At 43.1% G+C, this 22,293-nt stretch carries 22 protein-coding genes; 13 read left to right on the top strand and 9 right to left on the bottom strand.

The annotated features are described in order from the left end of the window. Positions 1-30 precede the first annotated feature (30 nt). The 3 genes from AB5627_RS00800 to yabP all read right to left on the bottom strand — a co-directional run bounded on the left by AB5627_RS00800 (position 31) and on the right by yabP (position 1,447). Positions 31-390, bottom strand: coding sequence for a septum formation initiator family protein (locus AB5627_RS00800; RefSeq protein WP_022287144.1), 360 nt, complete (start codon positions 388-390; stop codon positions 31-33). A gap of 113 nt (positions 391-503) precedes the next feature. Continuing rightward, on the bottom strand, positions 504-953 hold the full coding sequence (yabQ, locus tag AB5627_RS00795) for a spore cortex biosynthesis protein YabQ (RefSeq protein WP_022287143.1): 450 nt from the start codon (positions 951-953) through the stop codon (positions 504-506). A 221-nt stretch (positions 954-1,174) separates the two neighbouring features. Next, positions 1,175-1,447 (bottom strand): sporulation protein YabP, encoded by a 273-nt coding sequence (gene yabP / locus AB5627_RS00790; RefSeq protein ID WP_022287142.1) that lies wholly within the window; start codon positions 1,445-1,447, stop codon positions 1,175-1,177. A gap of 191 nt (positions 1,448-1,638) precedes the next feature. Between yabP and AB5627_RS00785 the strand changes: the two genes are divergently transcribed. After that, complete coding sequence (locus AB5627_RS00785; RefSeq protein WP_368369617.1) at positions 1,639-2,571, top strand: DDE-type integrase/transposase/recombinase; 933 nt, start codon at positions 1,639-1,641, stop codon at positions 2,569-2,571. A 111-nt stretch (positions 2,572-2,682) separates the two neighbouring features. Continuing rightward, entirely contained in the window at positions 2,683-3,753 is a 1,071-nt protein-coding gene (locus AB5627_RS00780) for a GDSL-type esterase/lipase family protein (RefSeq protein ID WP_022287049.1), read from the top strand. Between the two features lie 82 nt (positions 3,754-3,835). Here the strand turns inward: AB5627_RS00780 and spoVG are convergent, their stop codons facing one another. Next, the gene (spoVG, locus tag AB5627_RS00775) at positions 3,836-4,123 is read right to left on the bottom strand and encodes a septation regulator SpoVG (RefSeq protein ID WP_022287048.1); all 288 of its coding nucleotides are present in this window, start codon (positions 4,121-4,123) and stop codon (positions 3,836-3,838) included. Between the two features lie 159 nt (positions 4,124-4,282). Between spoVG and murC the strand changes: the two genes are divergently transcribed. The 3 genes from murC to AB5627_RS00760 all read left to right on the top strand — a co-directional run bounded on the left by murC (position 4,283) and on the right by AB5627_RS00760 (position 7,169). Beyond that, a complete protein-coding gene (murC, locus tag AB5627_RS00770; RefSeq protein ID WP_022287047.1) occupies positions 4,283-5,692 on the top strand; it encodes a UDP-N-acetylmuramate--L-alanine ligase in 1,410 nt (469 codons plus the stop codon). Positions 5,693-5,737: 45 nt separating this feature from the next. Beyond that, the gene (gene lexA, locus AB5627_RS00765; protein ID WP_022287046.1) at positions 5,738-6,325 is read left to right on the top strand and encodes a transcriptional repressor LexA; all 588 of its coding nucleotides are present in this window, start codon (positions 5,738-5,740) and stop codon (positions 6,323-6,325) included. A gap of 136 nt (positions 6,326-6,461) precedes the next feature. After that, complete coding sequence (locus AB5627_RS00760; RefSeq protein WP_022287045.1) at positions 6,462-7,169, top strand: zinc ribbon domain-containing protein; 708 nt, start codon at positions 6,462-6,464, stop codon at positions 7,167-7,169. Positions 7,170-7,334: 165 nt separating this feature from the next. Here the strand turns inward: AB5627_RS00760 and AB5627_RS00755 are convergent, their stop codons facing one another. Continuing rightward, the gene (locus AB5627_RS00755) at positions 7,335-9,398 is read right to left on the bottom strand and encodes an LTA synthase family protein (protein WP_022287044.1); all 2,064 of its coding nucleotides are present in this window, start codon (positions 9,396-9,398) and stop codon (positions 7,335-7,337) included. Between the two features lie 236 nt (positions 9,399-9,634). Between AB5627_RS00755 and guaA the strand changes: the two genes are divergently transcribed. From guaA to AB5627_RS00725, 6 genes are all read left to right on the top strand, one after another. Next, positions 9,635-11,170 (top strand): glutamine-hydrolyzing GMP synthase, encoded by a 1,536-nt coding sequence (gene guaA / locus AB5627_RS00750; RefSeq protein ID WP_117957440.1) that lies wholly within the window; start codon positions 9,635-9,637, stop codon positions 11,168-11,170. Positions 11,171-11,452: 282 nt separating this feature from the next. Next, positions 11,453-12,631: a CDP-glycerol glycerophosphotransferase family protein gene (locus tag AB5627_RS00745; protein ID WP_022287042.1), complete on the top strand. Its 1,179-nt coding sequence runs from the start codon at positions 11,453-11,455 to the stop codon at positions 12,629-12,631. A 111-nt stretch (positions 12,632-12,742) separates the two neighbouring features. Then, positions 12,743-13,447: an IspD/TarI family cytidylyltransferase gene (locus AB5627_RS00740; protein WP_022287041.1), complete on the top strand. Its 705-nt coding sequence runs from the start codon at positions 12,743-12,745 to the stop codon at positions 13,445-13,447. A 14-nt stretch (positions 13,448-13,461) separates the two neighbouring features. Then, positions 13,462-14,535, top strand: coding sequence for a galactitol-1-phosphate 5-dehydrogenase (locus AB5627_RS00735; protein ID WP_278642717.1), 1,074 nt, complete (start codon positions 13,462-13,464; stop codon positions 14,533-14,535). A gap of 109 nt (positions 14,536-14,644) precedes the next feature. Beyond that, a complete protein-coding gene (locus tag AB5627_RS00730; protein ID WP_022287039.1) occupies positions 14,645-16,504 on the top strand; it encodes a CDP-glycerol glycerophosphotransferase family protein in 1,860 nt (619 codons plus the stop codon). Between the two features lie 29 nt (positions 16,505-16,533). Next, complete coding sequence (locus AB5627_RS00725) at positions 16,534-17,214, top strand: ribulose-phosphate 3-epimerase (protein WP_022287038.1); 681 nt, start codon at positions 16,534-16,536, stop codon at positions 17,212-17,214. Between the two features lie 124 nt (positions 17,215-17,338). Here the strand turns inward: AB5627_RS00725 and AB5627_RS00720 are convergent, their stop codons facing one another. The 4 genes from AB5627_RS00720 to AB5627_RS00705 form a co-directional block, all read right to left on the bottom strand. After that, positions 17,339-17,881 (bottom strand): DNA-3-methyladenine glycosylase I, encoded by a 543-nt coding sequence (locus tag AB5627_RS00720; protein ID WP_022287037.1) that lies wholly within the window; start codon positions 17,879-17,881, stop codon positions 17,339-17,341. After that, positions 17,878-18,765 carry a homoserine kinase gene (gene thrB / locus AB5627_RS00715; protein ID WP_022287036.1) on the bottom strand — a complete coding sequence of 296 codons (888 nt, stop codon included), beginning with the start codon at positions 18,763-18,765 and terminating at the stop codon, positions 17,878-17,880. Before thrB ends, AB5627_RS00720 begins: the two co-directional genes overlap by 4 nt. 88 nt (positions 18,766-18,853) lie before the next feature. Continuing rightward, positions 18,854-20,092, bottom strand: a complete 1,239-nt coding sequence (locus AB5627_RS00710) for a homoserine dehydrogenase (protein ID WP_022287035.1) — start codon at positions 20,090-20,092, stop codon at positions 18,854-18,856. 52 nt (positions 20,093-20,144) lie between these two features. Then, complete coding sequence (locus AB5627_RS00705) at positions 20,145-20,591, bottom strand: ACT domain-containing protein (protein ID WP_022287034.1); 447 nt, start codon at positions 20,589-20,591, stop codon at positions 20,145-20,147. A gap of 300 nt (positions 20,592-20,891) precedes the next feature. Between AB5627_RS00705 and AB5627_RS00700 the strand changes: the two genes are divergently transcribed. Together AB5627_RS00700 and AB5627_RS00695 are read left to right on the top strand one after the other, a co-directional pair. Then, the gene (locus AB5627_RS00700) at positions 20,892-21,203 is read left to right on the top strand and encodes a hypothetical protein (RefSeq protein ID WP_022287033.1); all 312 of its coding nucleotides are present in this window, start codon (positions 20,892-20,894) and stop codon (positions 21,201-21,203) included. Positions 21,204-21,237: 34 nt separating this feature from the next. Further along, positions 21,238-22,284, top strand: a complete 1,047-nt coding sequence (locus AB5627_RS00695) for a V-type ATPase subunit (RefSeq protein WP_117857115.1) — start codon at positions 21,238-21,240, stop codon at positions 22,282-22,284. The last annotated feature ends 9 nt before the right edge of the window (positions 22,285-22,293 follow it).

The following is a 22,293-nucleotide window of genomic DNA, read 5'->3' as shown; positions in this document are numbered from 1 at the left end:
TATATGAACGGTCAAAAGACCGTGTTTGCCTTAGTCGCTGTTGTTTACAATATAAAATCTGCGCTCATTAGGATAAGCATAGCCCAGCTTTTCAATAGCTATCTTCTCCATATACTCCGCCTCATCGTCAGAACTGAGCAGCCTTGTGTATTCATCATTGAGCTGCTTGGCGGCGGTTATCTTTTTATTTATAGCGTCTGACTCTTTTCTGAGCTGTGCTATCTGCGCCTGCTGTGAGATGATAATCACCCCTGAATAAACAACAAGAGCGGCAACAGCAAAAATAGTCAGAAGCTTAACAAATCTTGATCTTTTCGGCTTTGGATTTTTTTTAGCAGCGTCCTTTTCAGCGTCAGCCGTTTCGGACGTTTTATTTTTAAAACCTAGCATTGCGTACTCCTTTTTTGATTACAAAACCGACCTTTCCATAAGCAATACCCCAATAACTGTCATGAGGCGTTACCTATACTCTTTTCTATTATACACTAATCAAAAGAGAGTTTTCAAGTGCTTTTAGAAGTTTTTTTTCGCAGAGAGGAAATTTTGCACTTTTTCACAAAACAGTCCCTGAAACCGTCTGTTCTTTTGGTAATAAATTTAACCACAGGCGAAAACGTTTTAGCAAATAGTTTTCTGATGATCGAAAAAAGGCTCCTCATCACGGATATAACAGCGTTTCCTACAGTAAGATGTTCTATCACAGAGCCTGTTAGCATACCGACTAAAACAAACCCTCTTATAGCCCCCGTCAGCCCGGTGCAAAATGTGAAAAGTGCAAAGCCGTAAAGAAATGTGTAAATGATATCCTCAAAAAAGGTGAGTATCTTCCCGTGTGGCAAAGCCGCCCTGAATACCCTGAAAATATCATATAAAAGCCCCAGCCCGCAGCCCAGAACCACAGACAGCAGAAAAAGCTCCCTTTCAAGCTCTAGCCCCAGTTGCATTTCTTTCATTTATCTTTCCCCTTTCTCCGACCTCTTGCACTGTGCAATGACATTGCATATACTTTTGGCTTAAAAACCGCCCGAATACACACCCCCCACTTGTAGGGGCGAACAGCGTTCGCCCGCCTGTTCGCAGTTTTTTCGGTGAATAGCTATCCAACAAAAATGCGGATATACCGACCACAATTAGCGGTCAGCCAACGGGTGACCTAAGGTCGCCCTTACATATGTTATCTGAATATCTTCCCTATCGCCGAGAGCTTTTTCTTTCTGTCCTTTTCTCCATAAACCAAAGCCCAGATATCTCCCTCCACGGAAACATCTCCCGATTCAACGCTTATTTCGTTTATGTGCAGGTCTTTGCCTTTTATCGTCAGCTCTCCAAGCTGTGTGAAAAGCCTTATCTCATCCTCGTCAAAGCTGTCAACGTCCGTCACGCCCGAAAGCTGTAAACGCTGTCTGTTTTCAAGAATGGCATTGTGCCTGCCCTGAGTATCATTCATAAAAGCACCCCCTGATATTTTTCTTATCTATGTATATTCGCTCCGTGTAAAAATATTTCTCTGAAAACGTTTTATTGTAGTGCTACAATAGATATTGGACAAAATTAAAAAAAAAGAAAAGAGAGATAGGCAAAAATCTGATAAAATAAAGTTACCACACAAATACAAATCAGAAAGGAAGCCTATCTCTCATGAATAGTATAACACAAGATATGAAGTTTCGTCAATCCTTAATGAATTACGCAAAGAAATATGGGGTGAGCCGAGCAAGCAGAAAATACAATAAATCACGTTCATATATATATTTCTGGCTGAAACGCTGGGACGGAAGTGTGGAGTCCCTCGCAGTTAAATCACGCCGACCGCATCATCATCCCAACGAGCATACCAAGGAAGAAATAGATCTTATCAAAAGGTATCACAAACGAAACCCAACGCTTGAGCTTCCCGAACTATGGCATCGTCTCAGAAAACAAGGGTATACACGCTGTCTTGAAAGTCTTTACAGGGTTATGAAAAAACTAGGAATGCTTCCGAAAAAGCCGAAGAAAGCGACGTATAAACCAAAGCCATACGAGCAGATGACATACCCCGGAGAGCGTATTCAGGTGGACGTAAAGGTAGTTCCGAGAAAGTGTATAGCTGACCCTGAGATGAAGCTGTACCAATACACGGCGATCGATGAGTATACCAGGATAAGATTTTTATACGGATATGAGGAGCAAAGCACCTATTCTTCAGCAGACTTTGTAAACAGGCTGGTGAAATGGTACAAACGCAGAGGAATAACGGTGAAATGTATTCAGACCGACAATGGATTTGAATTTACTAACCGCTTTTCGCCAAGCAAAAGAGACAAGAAAACGCTGTTTGAGAATACGCTCTCACAACTTGGCATTGAACACAAACTCATTCGTCCATATACGCCCAGGCACAATGGCAAAGTAGAGCGCAGTCACCGAGAAGATCACAACAAATTCTATTCGTGCCATAGGTTTTATTCCTGCGACGACTTAAACGTGCAGCTAGCTGCACGTTTAAGTCGAACAAACAACCGTCCTATGCGTCCCCTCAAATGGTTTTCGCCTATCGAATTTCTTAATGATAGTGTCCAATATGATTGACAAACCTACAAAAATATTTCTCTGAAAACGTTTTATATCCTTGACAAAAACGCCTTGAAAAGCTAAAATAAACATATGCAAAAAATCATAGTATCGAAAGGATATGAAAAAATGGCAGAGAATAAAAAGCTTATAACAGCAGACAACAGCTTTCTTACTTATATGGGCAGAATAGACTTTTCCGACAAAACACGCCCTGAGTTTTATTACGCAGGCTCAAATGTAAAAATGACTTTCACAGGCACAAGCGTGTCCGCCGTGATAAAAAACCATAAGTATTTCAACATTCAGGAGCTTGGCTTTGTTATGGACGGCAAAGAGGGCAAGGTGACTTTCGATAAAAATGACGAGGATATCACCCTTGATATCGCTTGTGACCTTGAAAAAGGCACTCATACCGTCACCCTTTTTAAAAGGCAGGACGCTTCCCATTACTTTGAGTTCGTGGGCTTTGAAATAGACCCCGACGGAGAAGTTCTTGAAAATCCTCCTCTCCCTGCAAGAAAAATAGAGTGCTATGGCGACTCTGTTTCTGCAGGCGCAGTGTGCGAGGCAGTTGACTTTGTTGCAAGCTGTGACCCTGAGGATCATCAGGGAGTTTACGATAACGCATGGCATAGCTATGCAATGATAACAGCAAGAAACCTCGGCGCACAGATCCATAATATCGCACAGGGCGGTATCGCAATTTTCGACAACACTGGCTATTATCATGCCCCGAATTATATCGGCATGGAGTCTGTATACAATAAGCTTTGCTATTTCCCAGAGGGTGCAAAGGGCGTAACGCCTTGGGATTTTGAGAATTATACCCCTGACGTTGTGCTTTTTGCAGTGGGTCAGAACGACCCGCATAACGAGGGCCACGAGGATTTCGATATCGCCGATCCCGATTACAGAGCAAAGTGGAAAAATGCCTACAAGAGCATTATCCTTGACCTTAGAAGCAAATATCCAAACGCAACATTCGTGCTTCTGCTGACAGTTCTCTGCCACGGTGAGGAGTGGGATAAAGCCGTTGACGAGATAGCAAACGAGCTTAATGACCAGAAGATAACACACTTCATGTTCACAAGAACAGGCAAGGCGACCCCCGGTCACCCAAGACTTCCTGAGCAGTATGAAATGGCGGAGGAGCTTACAGCTTATCTCTCAAACATGGGCGATAAAATTTGGGGCTAAAAGCCGAAAAAATAATAGGGCGAACATTTCACATTGTTCGCCCGTTTTTTATGCCTGTTTTATCGGCTTTTTTTTGTCGTTCTCAGCTTAGATCCTGCTGTTCCGCCGCCTGCCTGTCAAGCTCCATGCGGTAAGCAGAAAGTATCTCTCCCTCTATCTCATTGCGAAGCTCGCTGTCGATGGGGTGAACGATATCACGGAAAACCCCGTTGTCATCACGGCGGCTGGGCATAGCCACAAAAAGTCGCTCCTCTCCCTGCACTATCTTGATATCATGTACCGCAAAACTGCCGTCAAAGGTCAGGCTCACAACGGCTCTGAGCTTGCCCTCGTTTATAAATCTTCTGAATTTTATCTCTGTTATAGTCATTTTCATGCGTCCTTTCTTGTGATGTAATGCCTGTAGTAATATTTTTGCCTCTTTTTTTGAAAAATAATCAAAAAAGGGGTTTATTTTTTTTTAGAAATGTTATATAATAAAATAAACATACATTCTGAATTATCTATTATTCTAAGGAGTATTACAAAGATGATAACAAATGAGATCTTGAAAAATATAAAGCACGTTCATTTTATCGGTATAGGCGGCTCTGGTATGTACCCTCTGGTGCAGATATTCCATTCAAAGGGATATTTCATCACAGGCTCAGACAATAACGAAACCGAAACTCTTGAAGCCGTAAGAAAGCTTGGCATCGAAGTCTTTCTCGGTCAGAGAGCCGAGAATATCAAGGGTGCAGACCTTATAATCTATACCGCCGCAATAATGGCAGATAACCCTGAGCTTATCGCCGCAAAGGCAAGCGGTGCGATCTGCTGCGAAAGAGCCGAGATACTTGGCCTTGTCACAAGCTGGTATACGAACGCTCTTTGCGTTTCAGGCACTCACGGAAAGACCACAACTTCTTCCATGCTCACACAGATATTCGTTCAGGAGGGTACTGACCTTTCCTGCGTTATAGGTGGAAAGCTCCCAAGCATAGGCGGCTCAGGCAAGGCAGGCTCATCACAAACTATGGTCTGTGAATCCTGTGAGTTCGAGGACCATTTTCTCAGACTTTTCCCTGACGTTTCAATTATCCTGAACGTTGACGCAGACCACCTTGAGTATTTCAAGAATATTGAAAATATCATAAAGTCTTTCCATAAGTTTGCAACCATGGCTTCAAAAGCCGTTATCTATAATGGCGATGACGCAAATACCCTGAAAGCCGTTGAGGGTGTCGACAAGGAAATGATATCTTTTGGCTGGGATAAGAAAAACGATTATTCTGCCGTTATAAAGTCGAAAAAAGGCTTGCAGACACGCTTTGAGCTTTATCATAAGGGCGAGTTCGTCAGAGAGCTTACTATCCACGTTCCTGGCGACCATAACGTCATGAACGCCCTTGCAGCTATCGCTGCCGCAAGATATTCAGGCGTTTCATGGGAGGGTATCGAAAAGGGACTTGATACTTTCTTTGGCGCAATAAGACGTTTCGAGAAGATAGCCGAGGTCAAGGGCGTTACTATCGTTGATGATTACGCTCACCACCCAAAGGAGATCGAGTGTACACTGAAAGCCGCAAAGGGTCTTGATTTCAACAGAGTGTGGGCAGTTTTCCAGCCTTTCACCTATTCAAGAACAAAGATACTCATGAACGATTTTGTGAAAGCGCTTTCTATTGCAGATATTGCCGTTGTAACGGATATCATGGGAAGCCGTGAGAAAAATACCGACGGTGTTTATGCTGAACAGCTTGCAGAGAAGATACCAAATGCAGTTTGGTTCAAGACCGACCACGAGCTTGTTGACAAGCAGACTGCACAGCAGAAGGAATATAACTTCTCACAGTGTATCGACTATATAAAGAAAAACTGCAAGGAGGGCGACCTTGTTATAACTCTTGGCTGCGGAGATGTCTATAAGCTTGCAAAAAGGCTTGCAAAAGAGCTTTAGGCTTAGAAGATAAAGATTTATTGATATAACAGAAAGGACGGAGCTATGAGAAAAGTAACCGAGAACGAGAAAATGGTATTCGAGTTCATAAAGGATCGCATAGAAGAGGGATATCCGCCGACAGTTAGGGAGATATGTGCGGAGTTTGGCTTTAAGTCTACCTCAACAGCCCATAGATATATAAATAATCTCACCGCAAAAGGTCTTCTTGAAAAGGGAAATAACCAGAACAGAGCCATAAGGCTCACAGGCGGCAACGGCATGAAGATCCCCCTTGTGGGAACTGTCACCGCAGGTATCCCTATCACTGCCATTGAGGAGATAACAGACTATATAAGCTTCCAGCCTGCAAGGCATTACAGCAATCCGCTTTTTGCCCTAAAGGTAAGGGGAGAGTCCATGATAAACGCCGCTATCCTTGACGGAGATATGGTAGTTATAGAGCAGACCCCATATGCAGAAAACGGTGATATAGTCTGCGCACTTGTTGACAACGAGTCAGCTACCATAAAGACTTTCTATAAAGAGGACGGCCATTACAGACTGCAGCCTGAAAATGACACCATGGATCCTATCATAGTAGACGAAGTAAGCATACTTGGCAAGGTTGTGGGCGTTGTAAGATATCTGTAAATATAGATAAAGAAGATTTGTAGGGGCGAACAGCGTTCGCCCGTGTCATTAAAGAAAACGGGCGGATAGTCCAACATAGATATAGAAAAAACTTCGACAAACAAAACAGTTCTAAGTGTGTAAAGGATTGGTAATAATGAGCAGACATTGTACATTCTGCGGTTCTAAGCTGGAGGACGGAGCTAAGATATGCACCAACTGCGGAAAAATGGTACCTATCGCCTCATCGACCCAAAGACGTGGCGAGCAGGAGTTTATAGACCGTTCAAGGATACAGGGCATACCGAAGCGTGTTTACGAACACCCGAAAAGAGCCGAAGCAGAGGAAAGAATGCGCCGAGAGCAGGAAGCTCGCAGGGTAAAGCGTGTAAGAGAGACAGACCGAAACAGAGAAATGAGTGCGGCAGACTATAGGCGCACCCCAACTGAACATTCAAGCAGCGGCAAAGAGAATTATGGTAAGGGCAAAAAGATACTAAAGACTCTGTTTAAGATCACAGTGGTAATACTGGTGATATATTTTGTGATCGCTTTTGTGAGAATATTCAGCGTAAGACATTCCACCTACGATTTCGATACCGAAATGAAATTGGCAAGCGAAAATTACGGTGAAGCCGTTGACGCATATTTCAAAGACGGCAAGTGGAAATATAACATCTTTAAAAATCAGGTGTCCTATGAGGGAACTTCCGAAAGCGGCGACGATTATGTTATGATATTCGGCAAGAATGACGGTCAGACTGTCGTAAGGCAAATGACAAAGAACAGCAAGAAGGTCGCTTCTGACAGCATAATGAACGATGTCATGGGAATGTTCATGTTCGAGAAAAAGGTCACAGGATAAAAAAAATAAGCGCATAATTATGTAGTTATTTGTAGTGGCGAACAGTGTTCGCCCGCATTTTGACACGCATTATAAAACGAAACGGACGAAGTAAAAAAGCTTCGTCCGTTTATTGTTTTGTAGGGAATCGTCCCACTTTTTTTGTTGTTTGTGTTTTTTAACAGCCTAATTTACACTATTGTCACGCTTTTCATCAAACATTTTGTAATACTGCACAGTTTCATATTCGTTCAGCGTGTCCTTGTATTTGTCAGCCACATCATTTATAGAATACCATTCTCCGTCAGCCGTCTTGTAGCCGTAAGAGCTTATTATCGGAATGTCACAGCGTATCTTGTCAAGCTCCTGCTGATATCTCGACTTTGGGAGTCCAGCCGCTTCCATGACCTCGTTTGAAAGATAGTTAAGGCTTATATCGTCTATCTTCTCCGCTTCAACGCCCTTGTTGCTCCAAATAAGGAAAGGAGTCTGTCGAAGTCTTGAGTAATCCTCCGTTGAAAGTAAAGCCACGTCCTTGCCATAGAGATATTCCGTGAAGTCTATGATATGCGGATAATGGTCGCCGAACATTACGATTATGACCTCTTCCTGCTTGTGTCGGAAATAGTTTATAAGCTCTCCCAACGCCTTGTCAGACTGATAGATAAGATTTAGATATTCCTGTGCCGCAGGGTCGTTGTAGTCCTCAAAGGTTATCTCATGAATAACACCCTCCGGATGATCATACGGCGCATGGTTCTGCATGGTCGCTGTCCATACAAAATAAGGCGAGCCTGCATGTCTTTCATATTGCTCTTCAATATATCTGAAAATGGTTTCATCTGTGATATTTCCGTTGAAATATTGGATATCGCTCATTCTGTCCTGACAATTGTATATCCTGTCTTTGAATTGAAGCTGTTCATAGGCGTTGCCTATATCCCATAGTCCCTCAGAGCAAGGCGAGATAGCCTGCGTTGTGTAGCCAAGCTCGTTTAGCCAGCTTACAAGACCGTTTTGTTTGTCGTTGAGATATTGGGTGAATACTGCACTTCCCGACGGCAAAAAGCCAAGGGTGTTGCCGGTGAGAAATTCATACTCAGAGTTGCAGGAATAACCGCCATATGCCGAAACGGAAACATATCCGCTTATGCTTTCCTCCTGCAATTTGTGATAGTTGGGCAGATAGTCTTTGTTAGTCTTGAACTGAGCGATATGCTCAAAGTCTGCAAAGGATTCGTTCATGATAGCAATGATAGCAGGCTTTTTGTCAGCCTTTTGTACCTCATACTGAGTTATGATATCCTCAGCCTTTTGAGTGGAGTAGCCATCAGGCTTCGTCACACGGTTAAACATTCCGTCAAAGCAGAACATAAGGTCATAGCCTACGCACCTGTATGTGTCTGCATTTTCTGCACCTGAAAAGTTCAGCCTGATGTATCTGTTCTTTATACCAAGGTCATAGGCAAACCTGCCGCCATATACGAATACGAAACATCCTGCGATAACAGCCACACACGATATTATCCTGCTGCGTATTTTTATCTTCCTTACTTTTGTCGTCACCGTTACAGCGAAAATAAGAATAAGATCACAAAGCACAAACATCACTTTGCTGTCTAAAAACAGTGAGTACATTCCGTTTATCTCACTGACTGACTTTATGTTGGCAAGGTCGGCAAACTGAACAGGATTCCCCCTGAACTCGGTGACATAATACTGTGCCAAAGCATATATGGCAAATATGACGTTCACTCCGCAAAACCAGGCGTGTGGCTTTGGGAATATCACCGCACCTATAAGATATAAAAGCCAGCAGAGCAATATTCCAAGGAGAATGTAAAGCACATTGCTCTTTGGAAAATATGACCCCATTACAAAGTCCGGAAGAAAATAAGAATTTAGTCCAAGCATAAAAGCCGCCGTGAAAGGGTCGATGCAGCCCTTTGTTTCGCTCTTTCTCAGCTTCTTTTGCATTGAGAAAAATTTCGCAATAATAAATATCAGTGCCAGCTCAACAGCACAAGCCCCTATAAGCGCATAATTTCGCTCTTTCGGCAGGAAGTTGTCTTTGTCCATGTATATGCCCAACAAAGCACAGATGACTCCTATCGTTATAACTGCCACTATGGCACTTATAAATCGTAATGTTTGCATTCCGTCAGGCGACGCAAACCATGCTCCTATCTTTTTCAGCAAGCCTTTTTTATCCTTTGCCTGCTGTGTTTGAATGTTTTGTTGTTCTTTCATTACAATATACTCTTTTCTGTTGATTTACACGCATTTTACAATACCTATTCATTATAGCATAGCTATTAGCAAATTACAACAGCTATAATCAACAAATATTTTCCTGCATGATGTCAGGTGTTCACAATTAATTTACCCCATGCTTCAAAGAGTGTGTAAATTGCTCTTGAAAAAGGGACGGCAACGTGTTATAATATTTATGTATTTCAAAAAACATAAGGAAAAGAGGTAAATATATGTCACATGAGAAGATACTGGTGCTTGACTTTGGCGGACAGTACAATCAGCTTATCGCAAGACGTGTGAGAGATCACCACGTTTATGCAGAGATAAAAAGCTTTGAAACTCCACTTGAAGAAATAAAAGCAGCAGGCTATAAGGGCATAATCTTCACAGGCGGACCAAACTCCGTTTATGATATGACTTCCCCGCATTATGACAAGGCTATACTTGACCTTGGCATACCAGTTCTCGGCATCTGCTACGGCTGTCAGCTTATTTCATGGATGAGCGGCGGAAAGGTAGAAAGCTGTAAAAAGAGCGAGTACGGCAAGATAGAGATAACAGCCTCCGCAGAGAGCAAGCTTTTCAAGGACGTTCCTGATAAGAATATCGTATGGATGAGCCATACCGACTATGTCAGCGAAGCACCTGAGGGCTTTGTTATCACTTCCCATTCAGATGATTGCCCATGTGCGTCAATGGAGAATGCAGAGAAGAAGATATATGCCGTTCAGTTCCACCCTGAGGTAACTCACAGTGAGTATGGTAACGTCATTTTGAAAAACTTTCTTTACGAGGTCTGTGGCTGTAAAGGCGATTGGGTAATGGATAACTTTATCGAGAACACAGTTGCAAAGCTTAAAGAGCAGATAGGCGATAAGAAAGTAGTTTTGGGACTTTCAGGCGGAGTTGACTCATCAGTTGCCGCAGGACTTATCAGCCTTGCAGTGGGCAAACAGCTCACCTGCGTGTTCGTAGATCAGGGCCTTATGAGAAAAGACGAGGGCGACTTTGTTGAGGAAACTTTCACAAGACTTTTCGATATGAGATTTGTGAGAGTAAACTGTCAGAAACAGTTCCTCGAAAAGCTTAAAGGCATAACAGACCCTGAGGAAAAGAGAAAAACTATCGGCACAGAGTTCTATAAAGTGTTCTGGGATAAGATAAGAGAAGAGGCAGACGGCGGATTTTTCGCACAGGGTACTATCTATCCTGACCGTATCGAAAGCGGAAAGGGCGACGCTGCCACAATAAAAACCCACCACAATCAGGTAAAAATGCCTGAGGATATCAACTTTGACGGCGTTATAGAGCCTCTTGGCGACCTTTTCAAAGACGAGGTAAGAAAAGTCGGCGAAAAGCTCGGCATACCAAAGGAACTCGTATGGCGTCAGCCGTTCCCAGGTCCAGGACTTGGCGTAAGAATAATCGGTGAGATAACAGAGGATAAGATAAAGGTGTTGCAGGAAGCAGACGCCGTTTTCCGTGACGAGATCAAGAAAAGCGGAATTGAGAGCAGCCTGAGCCAGTTCTTTGCAGTTCTCCCGAACGTCCAGACAGTAGGCGTAATGGGCGACCACAGAACCTATGACCACCTTATAGCTATCAGAGCTGTAACAACAGACGACTTCATGACAGCCGATTGGGCAAAGATACCATACGATGTTCTCGCAAGAATATCCAACAGGATAACAAATGAAGTAGACCATGTAAACAGAGTAGTTTACGATATAACCTCAAAGCCACCGGGAACGGTGGAGTGGGAATGATACGATACCCCAAGGCTGTGAACGCACCTCGTTCACAGCCTTTTTCACACTCACTTTCATTATTCAAATAATTTTACAAAATTACAAATACCCCCTTGACACTTCTCCCGTTCTGCACTATAATACTACACAAGAGAACTTTTTTAGCGTTGTGCATACGTTAAAATGAGCATAATAAAGCTAAGAAAATAAGCTTTTTTGTGAGATGTGCCGCAAAAGTGTCCTGTTATTTGTTAAAGTGTAGACAAACGGCGCATAATATGATATAATGTAGGATGAGAAATGAGCGGTTTAAAACAGGCGGTCAGAAACACCGCCAAGATCATAATGTTCAAAGGAGTATATCCCCTTTGCTATAAAGTGTCAAGCCTTAGACCTTTGAGAAAAAACAAGGTCATCTTTGCCGAGATAAGAAGCGGTACGCTGACGGATAGCTTCCGCTATATCTATGAGGAGATAAAGACCAGAGGACTTGATCCGCAGGTCTATTACGTCCATAATAATAAGGGCGGAATGGGCTATCTGCTGAGATATCTGAAGCTTACTTGGCTAATGGGAAACGTGGGTTGCGTTTTGCTTAACGATACCTGTAATCTGTTCGGCGCTTTTAAGTTCAGAAAAGACACAAAGGTCATTCAAACATGGCATTCCTGCGGAGCTTTCAAAAAGTGGGGAGAAAGTATCACCGACCTCTCTTTCGGCGAGTCGCTGGAAGAATTGAGAAAGTTCCCTGCTCATACAAGCTATACACTTTGTACCGTCAGCAGTAAAGAGTGCATATGGGCTTTCAAGGAAGCTTTCGGCTTTGACCTTGATAATAATAGCGTGCAGGCAATAGGCGTATCTCGTACTGACTTTTTCTTTAAAGAGGAAAATCGTTTGAAAGCCTTTGAAAATCTCTATAAGAATTGCCCGAACGCACAGTATAAAAGAGTCCTGCTCTATGCCCCGACCTATCGTGGGGACGCTGATAAGGCTTATATCCCCGAAAAGCTGGATATAAAAGCCCTTAAAGAGAATTTCGGCAGCGAGTGGGTGCTTCTTGTAAAAAGACACGGCTTTGTTAAAAAGGAGTGGGATATCCCCGAGGATTGTCAGGACTTCGCCTTTGACATAACAGAACATATGCCTATCGAGGATCTTCTTTTTACTGCCGATATGTGCATAACCGATTATTCTTCGCTTATTTTTGAATATTCGCTCTTTGAAAGACCTATGATATTCTACGCTTTTGACCTTGACCAGTTTTATGACTATAGAGGCTTTTATTATCCCTATGACTATAGCTTTCTCCCGGGACCAATAGTTAAGACCAATGAGGAGCTTATAAACGCCATAAAGCAGGGAAAAGCCGACCCTACTGTCATTTCTGATTTCAGAGAAAGATTTATGGGCGCTTGCGATGGCCGTTCTACCGAAAGGATAGCCGATTATATTATGTCACAAAACAGCGAATACTAAGTAGGGGTGAACAGCGTTCGCCCGTTGACTGCCGAAACTTTATCGGCGTATCACAATGATCTATTTGTCAGATACATTATTATAATATAAATATCAGTAAGGAGTTTGTCTATGATTTACGGTGCAATGCTCGCAGGGGGATCAGGTACAAGAGTTAAAAGCTCAAAAATACCAAAGCAGTTTATCGAGATCGGAGGTAAGCCGATCATAATCTATACCCTTGAAAATATGCTCAAGGTAAAGAGATTTGATTATATCTATATCGCCGTCCATAAGGACTATGAGGACTATATGAACGAACAGGTGAAAAAGAATATTCCTGAAAGCGAAAAGGTAAGGGTGATCCTCGGCGGCAAGGAAAGAATGGATACTATAAATAATGTCACCACCGCTATCACAAATGATAACGAACTTCATGATGACGATGTTATCGTTATCCACGATGCCGTAAGACCTTTTGTTACAGAGAAGATACTCAACGATTCCATAGATTGTGCCGCAGAATACGGTGCTTGCGTCTGCGGACTTCCATGTGCAGATACTATCCTCCATTCAAAGGGAGGAGAGTATGTTGAAGACATCCCTGTCAGAAGCGAGCTTTACAGCGGACAAGCTCCCGACAGCTTCCGCCTTGCCCACTTTATCCAAATGCAGGATAACCTCACTGAGGAGCAGAAAAAAGTCATCACAGGCACTTCGCAGATATGCACAATGAATAACCAGCCTATCCACCTTATAGAGGGCGACGCTATTAATTTCAAGATAACAACAGACAGCGACCTGCTTATTGTCAGAACGCTGCTTGGCGGTAAATAGAAAGGACTTTTTTTATGAAAAGCTTAATAAACATACCCGAAAAGATGAAAGCACTTGTGCTTTATGGCGTGGGCGACCTGAGAGTAACTGAGGTAGACGTGCCAAAGCTTGAAAAAGGCACCGTATTGCTGAAAATAAAGGCGTGCGGAATTTGTTCAAGCGATATGCCAAGATGCTTTGTAACAGGAACTTACCACTTCCCGACCATACCTGGTCATGAGTTTTCAGGTCAGATAGTTGCAGTTGGCGATGACGTTGACGAAAGCCTTCTCGGCAAACGTTCCTGCGTGTTCCCAATGCTCCCTTGCAAGCATTGTAAAGCCTGCAAAATGGAGGAATATGCACAATGCTCAGGCTATAGCTATTTCGGTTCAAGACAGGACGGCGCATGGGCTGAGTACCTCGTTGTTCCGGTATGGAACTTAGTTCCCTTCGACGATACCCTCGATTATAAAACTGCAGCGCTCTGCGAGCCTGCCGCTGTTTCAATGCACGCTGTAAATATCGGTGACATCAAAGAGGGTCAGAATGTTGTTATCATAGGCACAGGTACAATAGGCTTTATGATAGCCCTCTTTGCAAAAGAGAGAACAAAGACCGGTAAGGTGGTTATCGCAGGTCGTTCAAAGAATAAGCTTGAGTATGCAAAGAAGCTGGGCTTTGACGTTGTTGATACAAGCGTTGACGATCTCCCTGCACAGGTGAAGAAGATAATAGGTATCGACGGAGCAGACGTAACATTTGAAGCTGTCGGCTCAAACGAAGCCATCGCTTCCGCTATCGAGTCAACAGGCGCTCTTGGCAGTATCGTTCTCGTTGGCAACCCGTCAACAGACCTTATCCTGCCTAAGAATATCTATTGGTCAATACTGAGAAAGCAGATAACAGTCAAAGGCTCATGGAATTCCAGCTATAACAACAGAGTGAACGATTGGAAGAAAGCCCTTGAAGTTTTCGAGCATAGCGACGTAAACTTTGCCGATCTTATCACACATACATTCACAATAGAGGAGAACGAAAAGGCATTCTCCGCTATCAGAAACACAGGCGAGTTCACCTTAAAGGTAATGTTCACATTTGACGATTAAACAGTCTACTGTTTGTAAATTTGAGTAAAAATTTTGTAGTCGCTTTTCAAGACCTGAAATGAAAGTTGAGGGATAGATAAAAGCGGCGGAAAGTAAGGAATAGTTTTAAATGGATAATATGACTCCCGAATTTGAAGAGATATACGGGAACAGAAGAAAGACTATTGAGAGATTAAAAGAGAGAAACAAAAAATTCGCAGAGCTTACAAGAGTAGAGTTCAAGAGAGTTATCCTCCATATCGAGGGCGAGCTTGTGGGCTTTGAAAAAGACGAGCTTGAAAACTTGTCAGCAAGATTTGTCACACATGATAGAACTTGTATGTTCCCTGCCCAGCATTTTGAAGTAAGCGGAACTCATTTTCATCTGACAGTGAATATAATGTCCGCCAATAACGAAGCTCCTATCGCCACAGGCGAATATGCCCTTAAAATATTCACAAAGTATAAGGGCATGAATAAACCGCAGATATCAACAGATACAGTGGATTATGTCCTCAGTGGCAGTACGCTTCTCAAGCTCACCTATGATAACGATGGCAGATGCCTGTCAAAACAGGTGCTTACGAACGAGTATCCTTGTATCATATCCGATAAAGTGGAAACTATAGAGGACGATACAAAGGCGAACCCTATGAACTTCAAGCTCAGACGAGGCGCAGAAAACCTTTTCTATGCCGAGTCTGCAAGCGATATGGATACACTCGAATATAAGCTTGCCGTCACCTATAAAGAGCCTAAGCCTTCCCAGACCTTGCCAAAGCGTATTGAGAAGAAGCTTCAAAACCGTAAGAAGCTTATCATAAGAGATGTTTACGGTTTAAAGATATGGTGCTTTAAAAAGGCTTTCTCGTTCTTTAAGCATTTTGCTAAGAAAAACGGGGATATTATCCTCTTTGCCAGCGGTTCGAGAGCCGAGATAGGCGGAAACGAAAAGGTCATCTATGACCGCATGATAGAAAGAGGACTTGACAGCAAGTATAAGTTCAGATTTGACTTCAAAGCTAGTATCACTGTCAATAGGTCGATACCTGCCATGATAAGGTTCGTCTACTATCTTGCAACCTCCGATATCATTCTTATAGATGATTATTATCCTGACATCTATCTTGTGGATTATCCTAAGAACGTCAAGGTGCTTCAGGTATGGCACGCCTGCGGAGCGTTCAAGTCATTGGGCTTTGAAAGACTGGGCAAGCCGGGCGCACCTCCGTTCAATACAAGGGTGCATAAGTGCTATACCCACGTTCCTGTAAGCTCCTATCATTCTGCACTCCACCATGCAGAGGGCTTCGCTATCGACGAAAAGAAGTTCTATCCTGTGGGTATCCCAAGAACGGATATTTTCTTTGACGACGAATATAAAGCCAAAACAAGAGAGCAGATGCTGGAAGTTTTCCCTGAGTGCAAAACTGCAAAAACAGTTTATATGTATGCACCGACCTTCAGAGGAAATAACGCAAATAATGCTCATTTCCCATTTGATAAGCTTGACCTTACAGCATGGGGCAAATTTCTTGATGAAACGGATTCCGTTCTTATCGTAAAGCTCCACCCGTTTGTAAAAAGGCGTATCGAAATACCTGACGAGTATGCTCACAGAATACTTGACGCCTCCGACTACAGAGAGGTAAATGATATCCTCTTTATAGTTGACGTGCTTATCACAGACTACAGCTCTATCATATATGAGATGTCACTGCTTAAAAAGCCGATGCTTTTCTTTGCTTTCGACCAAAAGTATTATGAAGCAACAAGAGATTTCTATGAGCCGTATGAGGAGCTTGTTCCTGGTAAGATCGTCCACGATTTTGATGAGCTTATGACCGCTCTCAGAGATAAGGATTACGAGTTTGAAAAAATGGAGGGCTTCATAAAGAAGAACTTCAAATATACAGACGGCAAGTCTACCGACAGAGTAATAGACCAGCTTATCATGGGCATTGAGCCTGAAGATAACAGCATAAGATAAAAAAGATGAATAGAAACAGGAGGATCAGTATGGACAATGGTATGATATCAGTCTCAATGATGTGCGTCCATCTGGGACAGATAAAGGAATATCTTGACGCTTTTAAGCGCAACAATATCGAATATCTCCATATAGACGTAATGGACGGCTCATTTGTGCCGAATTTCACACTTTATCCTGATTATGTAAAACAGCTCCGTGATCTGACGGATATCCCATTTGATTTTCATTTCATGATAGAAAAGCCAGAGGAAAGGCTCCAGTGGTTTGATATCAGAGAGGGCGATTATGCGGCAGTGCATTATGAAAGCACAAAGCATATCGCAAAGTGCCTGCAATATCTCCGTTCTATCGGTGCAAAGCCTATCCTGGCTATCAATCCCGGCACACCTATCTGCGTGGTAGAGGAAGCCGTAGACTTCATAGACGGTGTGCTTGTCATGACAGTAAACCCTGGCTTTGCAGGACAGAAGCTCGTGCCTAACACGGTGGATAAGGCAAGACGTCTTAGAAAGTGGCTTGACGAAAACGGCCACGAGGACATCATCATAGAAACTGACGGCAATATGTCAAACGAGAACTGCCGCAAGCTTTACGAAGCAGGTGCAAGAATGTTTGTCGCAGGAACATCGAGCCTTGTTAAGCCGCAGGTAGAGGGTATAGACGAAAGGATAGCCGAAAACCGCAAAAATATTTGTCCTATGGAATAAAAAAATTGAAAAAATGCAGCCGCTCTGTATACATTGTGCAGGGCGGTTTTTTACATTGTTTATGAGAATACGAAAAAGCGGTGCAGAGTTTCCACTCCGACACCGCTTTGCTTATATCTTTACTTTATTTTTCTCTATAAAGTCCACATTCACTATCATGGGAATATATCACTCCCACCGCCTGCAAAAACGAATATATTATCACGCTTCCCACGAACTTCATTCCACGCTTTTTCAAGTCTGCAGATATCCTGTCGGACCATTCGTTGGTAGTTTTATCGCACTCATACAATATTTCTCCGTCAGTAAACTTGCAAAGATAATCATAAAAGCTCCCCTGCTTCTTCACAATATCCCGAAATATTCTTGCATTAGAAATACTCGCCCTAATTTTCAGCTTATTTCGCACAATAGAACTGTCAGAGCAAAGCTCTGCGATCTTCTCTTCGTCATATCCACAGACCCTATCAAGGTCAAATTCATCATAAGCCCTGCGGAAATTCTCACGCTTGTTCAGTATGCACTCCCACGAAAGCCCAGCCTGAAAAGACTCCAGCACAAGCATCTCAAACAAATAGCTGTCATCAGTCCTGAGAACGCCCCATTCCTTGTCATGATATTCCACATACTTTGGATTTTTAAGGTCGCACCATTTGCACCTGTTCATATAAGCTTCGTACCCTCGTTGTCAATGTGAAATTCCTTTACCTGCCAGCCTTTAAGCCCTGCGTTGTCAAGAGAAAATTTCATCTTGCCTGCGAAATATTGATTGCTCTCGTCCACAATAGCCATGATAGTTGGACCTGCACCGCTTATGTATGCCGCATATGCACCGTGAGTGTACGCAATGTCAAAAACGTCCTTGCAGTGGGGTATAAGCGCCATTCTGTAAGGCTGGTGAAGCCTGTCATCAACTGCCGTTTTCAGATTTTCAAACTTGCCCGTAAGAAGCGAAGCCGAGAAAAGCGCCGCACGGGAAAGGTTGTAAACTGCGTCCTTGTGTGAAACTTCCTTAGGCAGACAAGCCCTCGCTTCCTCAGTTTTCAGCTCAAAATCAGGTATTATCGCCACGAATTTCAGCTTTGTGAAAACCTCCTGCTTTACCCAGTGTACCTTTCTTCCGTCAAATACCGCCGTAACGATTCCGCCCAGCAGTGCAGGCGCAGTGTTGTCAGGGTGACCCTCTATCTGAGCAGCAAGGTCAACAAGATCGTCCTTTGTGAGGGGATCTCCAAGCATTTTGTTTGCTCCCACAAGTCCTGCGATTATGCAGGCAGAAGACGAGCCAAGACCTCTCGCCATAGGAATATTACTTGTCTGTATGAGCTTTAGTCCCTCAAGTTTTTTTCCGCATACCGCAAAAAGGTCTTTGGCAGAAATGTAAATAAGGTTTCTCTCGTCCGTAGGAATGTCAAGCCCGTCCGCCGCCGTTATGTCTATCTTGTCGCACTCCTCCATTTCAATGTAGTTGTAGTAAGTGAGCGCAAGCCCCAGTGCGTCAAAACCGGCGCCAAGGTTAGCCGACGTGGCAGGTATCTGTATTTTTATCATGGTGAAAACTCCTTTATAAAAAAGGCGGACATCAAGTCCGCCCCATATTGCTTTTGTGTAATGGCAAACAGTGTCCGCCGCTTTTTTATCAGTATATCCTTATCTTGCTTGCGATCTCAGCGGAGTGTGAAAGGATAGTCAGGTTAGCGTCAATGTCAGCCTCTTTCATGTTCGGCGTGATAAACGCAAGCTCGTTCTCTGTCCTGCCCGAACGCTCTATATACATGAGCTTTCCGAACATCTCAGAAATAGAAGACTTGAGAGCCTCAGCATTTTCAGCCTTTATGCGAACATACATTGAAACGTCCATGTCCTTGTATGGCGCAACAAAGTTCTTGTCATCACAATCTTCCCATGTAAGAGCAAGCACTCTGTGATGATGCTTCAGACAATCGATAATGTCGCCTACTACCGCTGAAGCTGTAGGAAGCTTGCCTGCACCCTGTCCGTAGAACATAACGTCGCCAACACCGTCGCCTGTTACGCTGATAGCATTGTATACATCGTCAACAGACGCAAGAAGATTTGACTTTGGCACAAGTCTTGGACAAACGATAGCACTCACTCTGCCGTCATCAAGCTTCTTTACAGAACCTATAAGCTTTATAACATATCCTGCGTTTGCAGCATATTCAACATCATCAAGTGTGATCTTTGTTATGCCTGAGCAGTGTACCATTTCAGGATAAATGTGCTTGCCGTATGCAAGTGAGCCAAGTATACAGATCTTTCTGCAAGCGTCCTCGCCCTCAACGTCAGCCGTAGGGTCAGCCTCAGCGTAACCAAGCTTCTGAGCCATTTTCAGCGCATCGTCGAATGACATCTGCTCTTTTATCATCTTTGTAAGAATGAAGTTTGTTGTGCCGTTGAGAATACCCGATATCTGAAGTATCTCGTTTCCTGCCAGACACTTGTTAAGCGGTCTGATGATAGGTATACCGCCGCCAACGCTTGCCTCGAACAGATAGTTGCAGTTGTGTTCCCTTGCTATTTTAAGAAGCTCTGCACCCTTTTCCGCAACTAGCGCCTTGTTTGATGTAACAACGCTCTTGCCGTGTTCAAGAAGCTTCTTTGTGTAGTCATAAGCGAAAGTCGTTCCGCCTACTACCTCGGCTACTACTTCTACCTCGGCATCATTGAGAATGATGTTGAAGTCCTTTATCATTTTGTCTGCAAATGGAGAATCAGGGAAATCCCTCAGATCAAGAATGTACTTGATGTCACATTCCTTGCCGACCTTTTTTGAGATAGATTCACGGTTTTTCATAAAAAGCTCTACCGTACCAGAGCCTACAACGCCATAACCGATAACTGCTACTTTACACATAAAAAATCCTCATTCCTAATAAATTATATATTGTTAAAATCTTATTTTACCCTTACTCTCCCGATATTATCTTGACTTCCACAACGCCGTGAACTTTAGAAAGCTCCTCCGTAAGCACGTTGGTGCTAAGTGCGTCATGCTCAAATCTTACCGAGAATGTCACCGTCGCCACCGAGTCGATAGGGATATTCTGGTTTATGGTCAGAATATTCGTGTTCAACTCGTAAAGCCGTGATATAATGGAGGAAAGCACTCCCTTTTCATCTCTCAGTATGCAGTATACCGAAACGATGTTGTTTGTGAGCTGTTCTTCATAATTGAATACGGAGTCCTTGTATTTGTAGTATGCGCTCCTCGATATCCCCACCTTGCGGCAGGCTTCCGATGAAGTGGAAACTTCGCCCCTTGCCCTCATGCGCTTTGCGGCAAGCACCTTTAGCACAATGTCAGGAAGCACCTCAGAGCTTACGATAACAAGTTTGTTTTGCCCGTTCTCCAATTTTAGTCCACCTCCAAAGTACAGATGTGTGCGTGATAAATACAAGTTTACCACTTTTGTCCCCTTTTGTCAAGTGACATGACCGCAGATATTCAACTAATTTTTCAAATTCAGGGTAAAATAAAATGTGTATTCTGACTAAAATCATTACACATAGAGCAATTTGTCCAAAGAAAAGTCATATAGATAGTGCAAAATATATAAAAAGTATGGCTTTGTACCCCTTCAAACTTGCTATTTAAGACAAAAAGGTGTACAATTAATGTTATGAAACTATCCTGCCTGAAAGGGGAGAATAATATGGATATGATAGCAGAAATACTGCAAACAGATAAAGCCGCTGCAGGCAAGCTTGAAAAAGCAGATATGGAAAGCGGCGAACTGCTGGAGCGCACAGTGAAAGAAGCACAGGAGCTGAAAGAAAACGCCCTGAAAGAAGCCGAAGCCTATAAAACGCAGAAAGCCAAAGAGGTCACAGAGCGTATAAATACCGAAAGCGAAAAGATAACTTCCGCACAGAACGAGAAAACAACAGTTCTCAATAAAATATTTGAAGAAAAACATACTCAGTGGGAGAAGGAGATATTTGATAATATCATCTCTCCGAAGTAGAGCAAAAATTCTCCGTGAAAGGGGCTGAAAAAATATGCTTGACAGTTGGTCTGCCAACGGAACAGTGGCGAAAATAAAATATATCCACGGCAGAATGTTTACTAAAGAGAACTATCATGAAATGCTCATGCGAAGAACAGTCCCCGAAGCCGCAGACTATCTTGCACATTCAGCCAGATATAAAGACGCCTTCCGTGACGTTGACCCAAATACCGTCCATAGAGGTTTTGTGGAGGCGCTTCTCCAAAGAGAGAATTTCAATACCTATATGCGCCTGTGCAGATTTCAGGAGCTTGATAAACTGCCTTTTTATGACTTCCTTATAAAAAGCAAGGAGATAGAATGTATTCTGTCCATGATAAACAATATAAATTCAGGGCTTGATAATTCTTACCTTAACGACCTTCCCGGCTATGTCATAAAACATTCAAAGGTGAGCCTTCTTGAAATGAGCCGAGCCGAGAACTATGAACAGCTTCTTAAAATACTAAGAAATACACCGTATTATAAGATACTGGTGAAAATACCGCCTTTGGAGGACGGCTCAGCGGATTATACCGAGTGCGAGCTAAGGCTGAGAACAGCCTATTATACCGAGCTTTTAAATACCGCAAAGCATGATTTTTCCGAAATGCAAAGCAAACAGCTCTCAGAAATGATAAGCCGAGAGATAGATTGCCTTAACATAATAAACGCCTACCGTATGAAAGCTTTTTTTGGCTACTCCTCCGAGGAGATAAAAAAACGGCAGATAAGAATAAAAACAGGCACAGGCTCAGTTAAAAGACTTGATAAGTATTATGAGCTTGAAAGCCCCGAAGATATGCTCGAATGGGTGAAAAGATCAAAGTATTCAAAGGGTTGCAAACAGACCTCTGAATATATCGAAAGTATAGTCCGAAGTTCACAGTTTGCCTATCTTTCTCATATCCTCGCCCAAAGCACCGCCGCACCGGTTTCACTCTATGCCTTTATGAAACTGTGCAGTACGGAAGCCTTGAACATCGTGCATATAATCGAAGCGATAAGATATAATGCCGACCCCTCGGCAGTTGAAAAGGATCTTATCATCACCGCCTGAGCGGTAAAT

Source organism: Ruminococcus sp. RTP21198st1_G1_RTP21198_201120 (assembly GCF_040924265.1).
GTDB lineage: Bacteria > Bacillota > Clostridia > Oscillospirales > Ruminococcaceae > Hominimerdicola > Hominimerdicola aceti.
This window is presented reverse-complemented; position numbering and strand designations above follow the sequence as displayed.

Excerpts from the sequence above, each read along its gene's own strand:
- AB5627_RS00740 (WP_022287041.1), top strand. The coding sequence starts at position 12,743 with ATGATTTACGGTGCAATGCTCGCAGGGGGATCAGGTACAAGAGTTAAA.
- lexA (WP_022287046.1), top strand. The coding sequence starts at position 5,738 with ATGAGAAAAGTAACCGAGAACGAGAAAATGGTATTCGAGTTCATAAAG.
- AB5627_RS00745 (WP_022287042.1), top strand. The coding sequence starts at position 11,453 with ATGAGCGGTTTAAAACAGGCGGTCAGAAACACCGCCAAGATCATAATG.
- yabP (WP_022287142.1), bottom strand. The coding sequence starts at position 1,447 with ATGAATGATACTCAGGGCAGGCACAATGCCATTCTTGAAAACAGACAG.
- guaA (WP_117957440.1), top strand. The coding sequence starts at position 9,635 with ATGTCACATGAGAAGATACTGGTGCTTGACTTTGGCGGACAGTACAAT.
- AB5627_RS00760 (WP_022287045.1), top strand. The coding sequence starts at position 6,462 with ATGAGCAGACATTGTACATTCTGCGGTTCTAAGCTGGAGGACGGAGCT.
- AB5627_RS00785 (WP_368369617.1), top strand. The coding sequence starts at position 1,639 with ATGAATAGTATAACACAAGATATGAAGTTTCGTCAATCCTTAATGAAT.
- murC (WP_022287047.1), top strand. The coding sequence starts at position 4,283 with ATGATAACAAATGAGATCTTGAAAAATATAAAGCACGTTCATTTTATC.
- AB5627_RS00735 (WP_278642717.1), top strand. The coding sequence starts at position 13,462 with ATGAAAAGCTTAATAAACATACCCGAAAAGATGAAAGCACTTGTGCTT.
- AB5627_RS00700 (WP_022287033.1), top strand. The coding sequence starts at position 20,892 with ATGGATATGATAGCAGAAATACTGCAAACAGATAAAGCCGCTGCAGGC.
- AB5627_RS00755 (WP_022287044.1), bottom strand. The coding sequence starts at position 9,398 with ATGAAAGAACAACAAAACATTCAAACACAGCAGGCAAAGGATAAAAAA.
- AB5627_RS00730 (WP_022287039.1), top strand. The coding sequence starts at position 14,645 with ATGGATAATATGACTCCCGAATTTGAAGAGATATACGGGAACAGAAGA.
- thrB (WP_022287036.1), bottom strand. The coding sequence starts at position 18,765 with ATGATAAAAATACAGATACCTGCCACGTCGGCTAACCTTGGCGCCGGT.
- AB5627_RS00695 (WP_117857115.1), top strand. The coding sequence starts at position 21,238 with ATGCTTGACAGTTGGTCTGCCAACGGAACAGTGGCGAAAATAAAATAT.
- AB5627_RS00780 (WP_022287049.1), top strand. The coding sequence starts at position 2,683 with ATGGCAGAGAATAAAAAGCTTATAACAGCAGACAACAGCTTTCTTACT.
- AB5627_RS00725 (WP_022287038.1), top strand. The coding sequence starts at position 16,534 with ATGGACAATGGTATGATATCAGTCTCAATGATGTGCGTCCATCTGGGA.
- yabQ (WP_022287143.1), bottom strand. The coding sequence starts at position 953 with ATGAAAGAAATGCAACTGGGGCTAGAGCTTGAAAGGGAGCTTTTTCTG.
- AB5627_RS00710 (WP_022287035.1), bottom strand. The coding sequence starts at position 20,092 with ATGTGTAAAGTAGCAGTTATCGGTTATGGCGTTGTAGGCTCTGGTACG.
- AB5627_RS00800 (WP_022287144.1), bottom strand. The coding sequence starts at position 390 with ATGCTAGGTTTTAAAAATAAAACGTCCGAAACGGCTGACGCTGAAAAG.
- AB5627_RS00720 (WP_022287037.1), bottom strand. The coding sequence starts at position 17,881 with ATGAACAGGTGCAAATGGTGCGACCTTAAAAATCCAAAGTATGTGGAA.
- spoVG (WP_022287048.1), bottom strand. The coding sequence starts at position 4,123 with ATGACTATAACAGAGATAAAATTCAGAAGATTTATAAACGAGGGCAAG.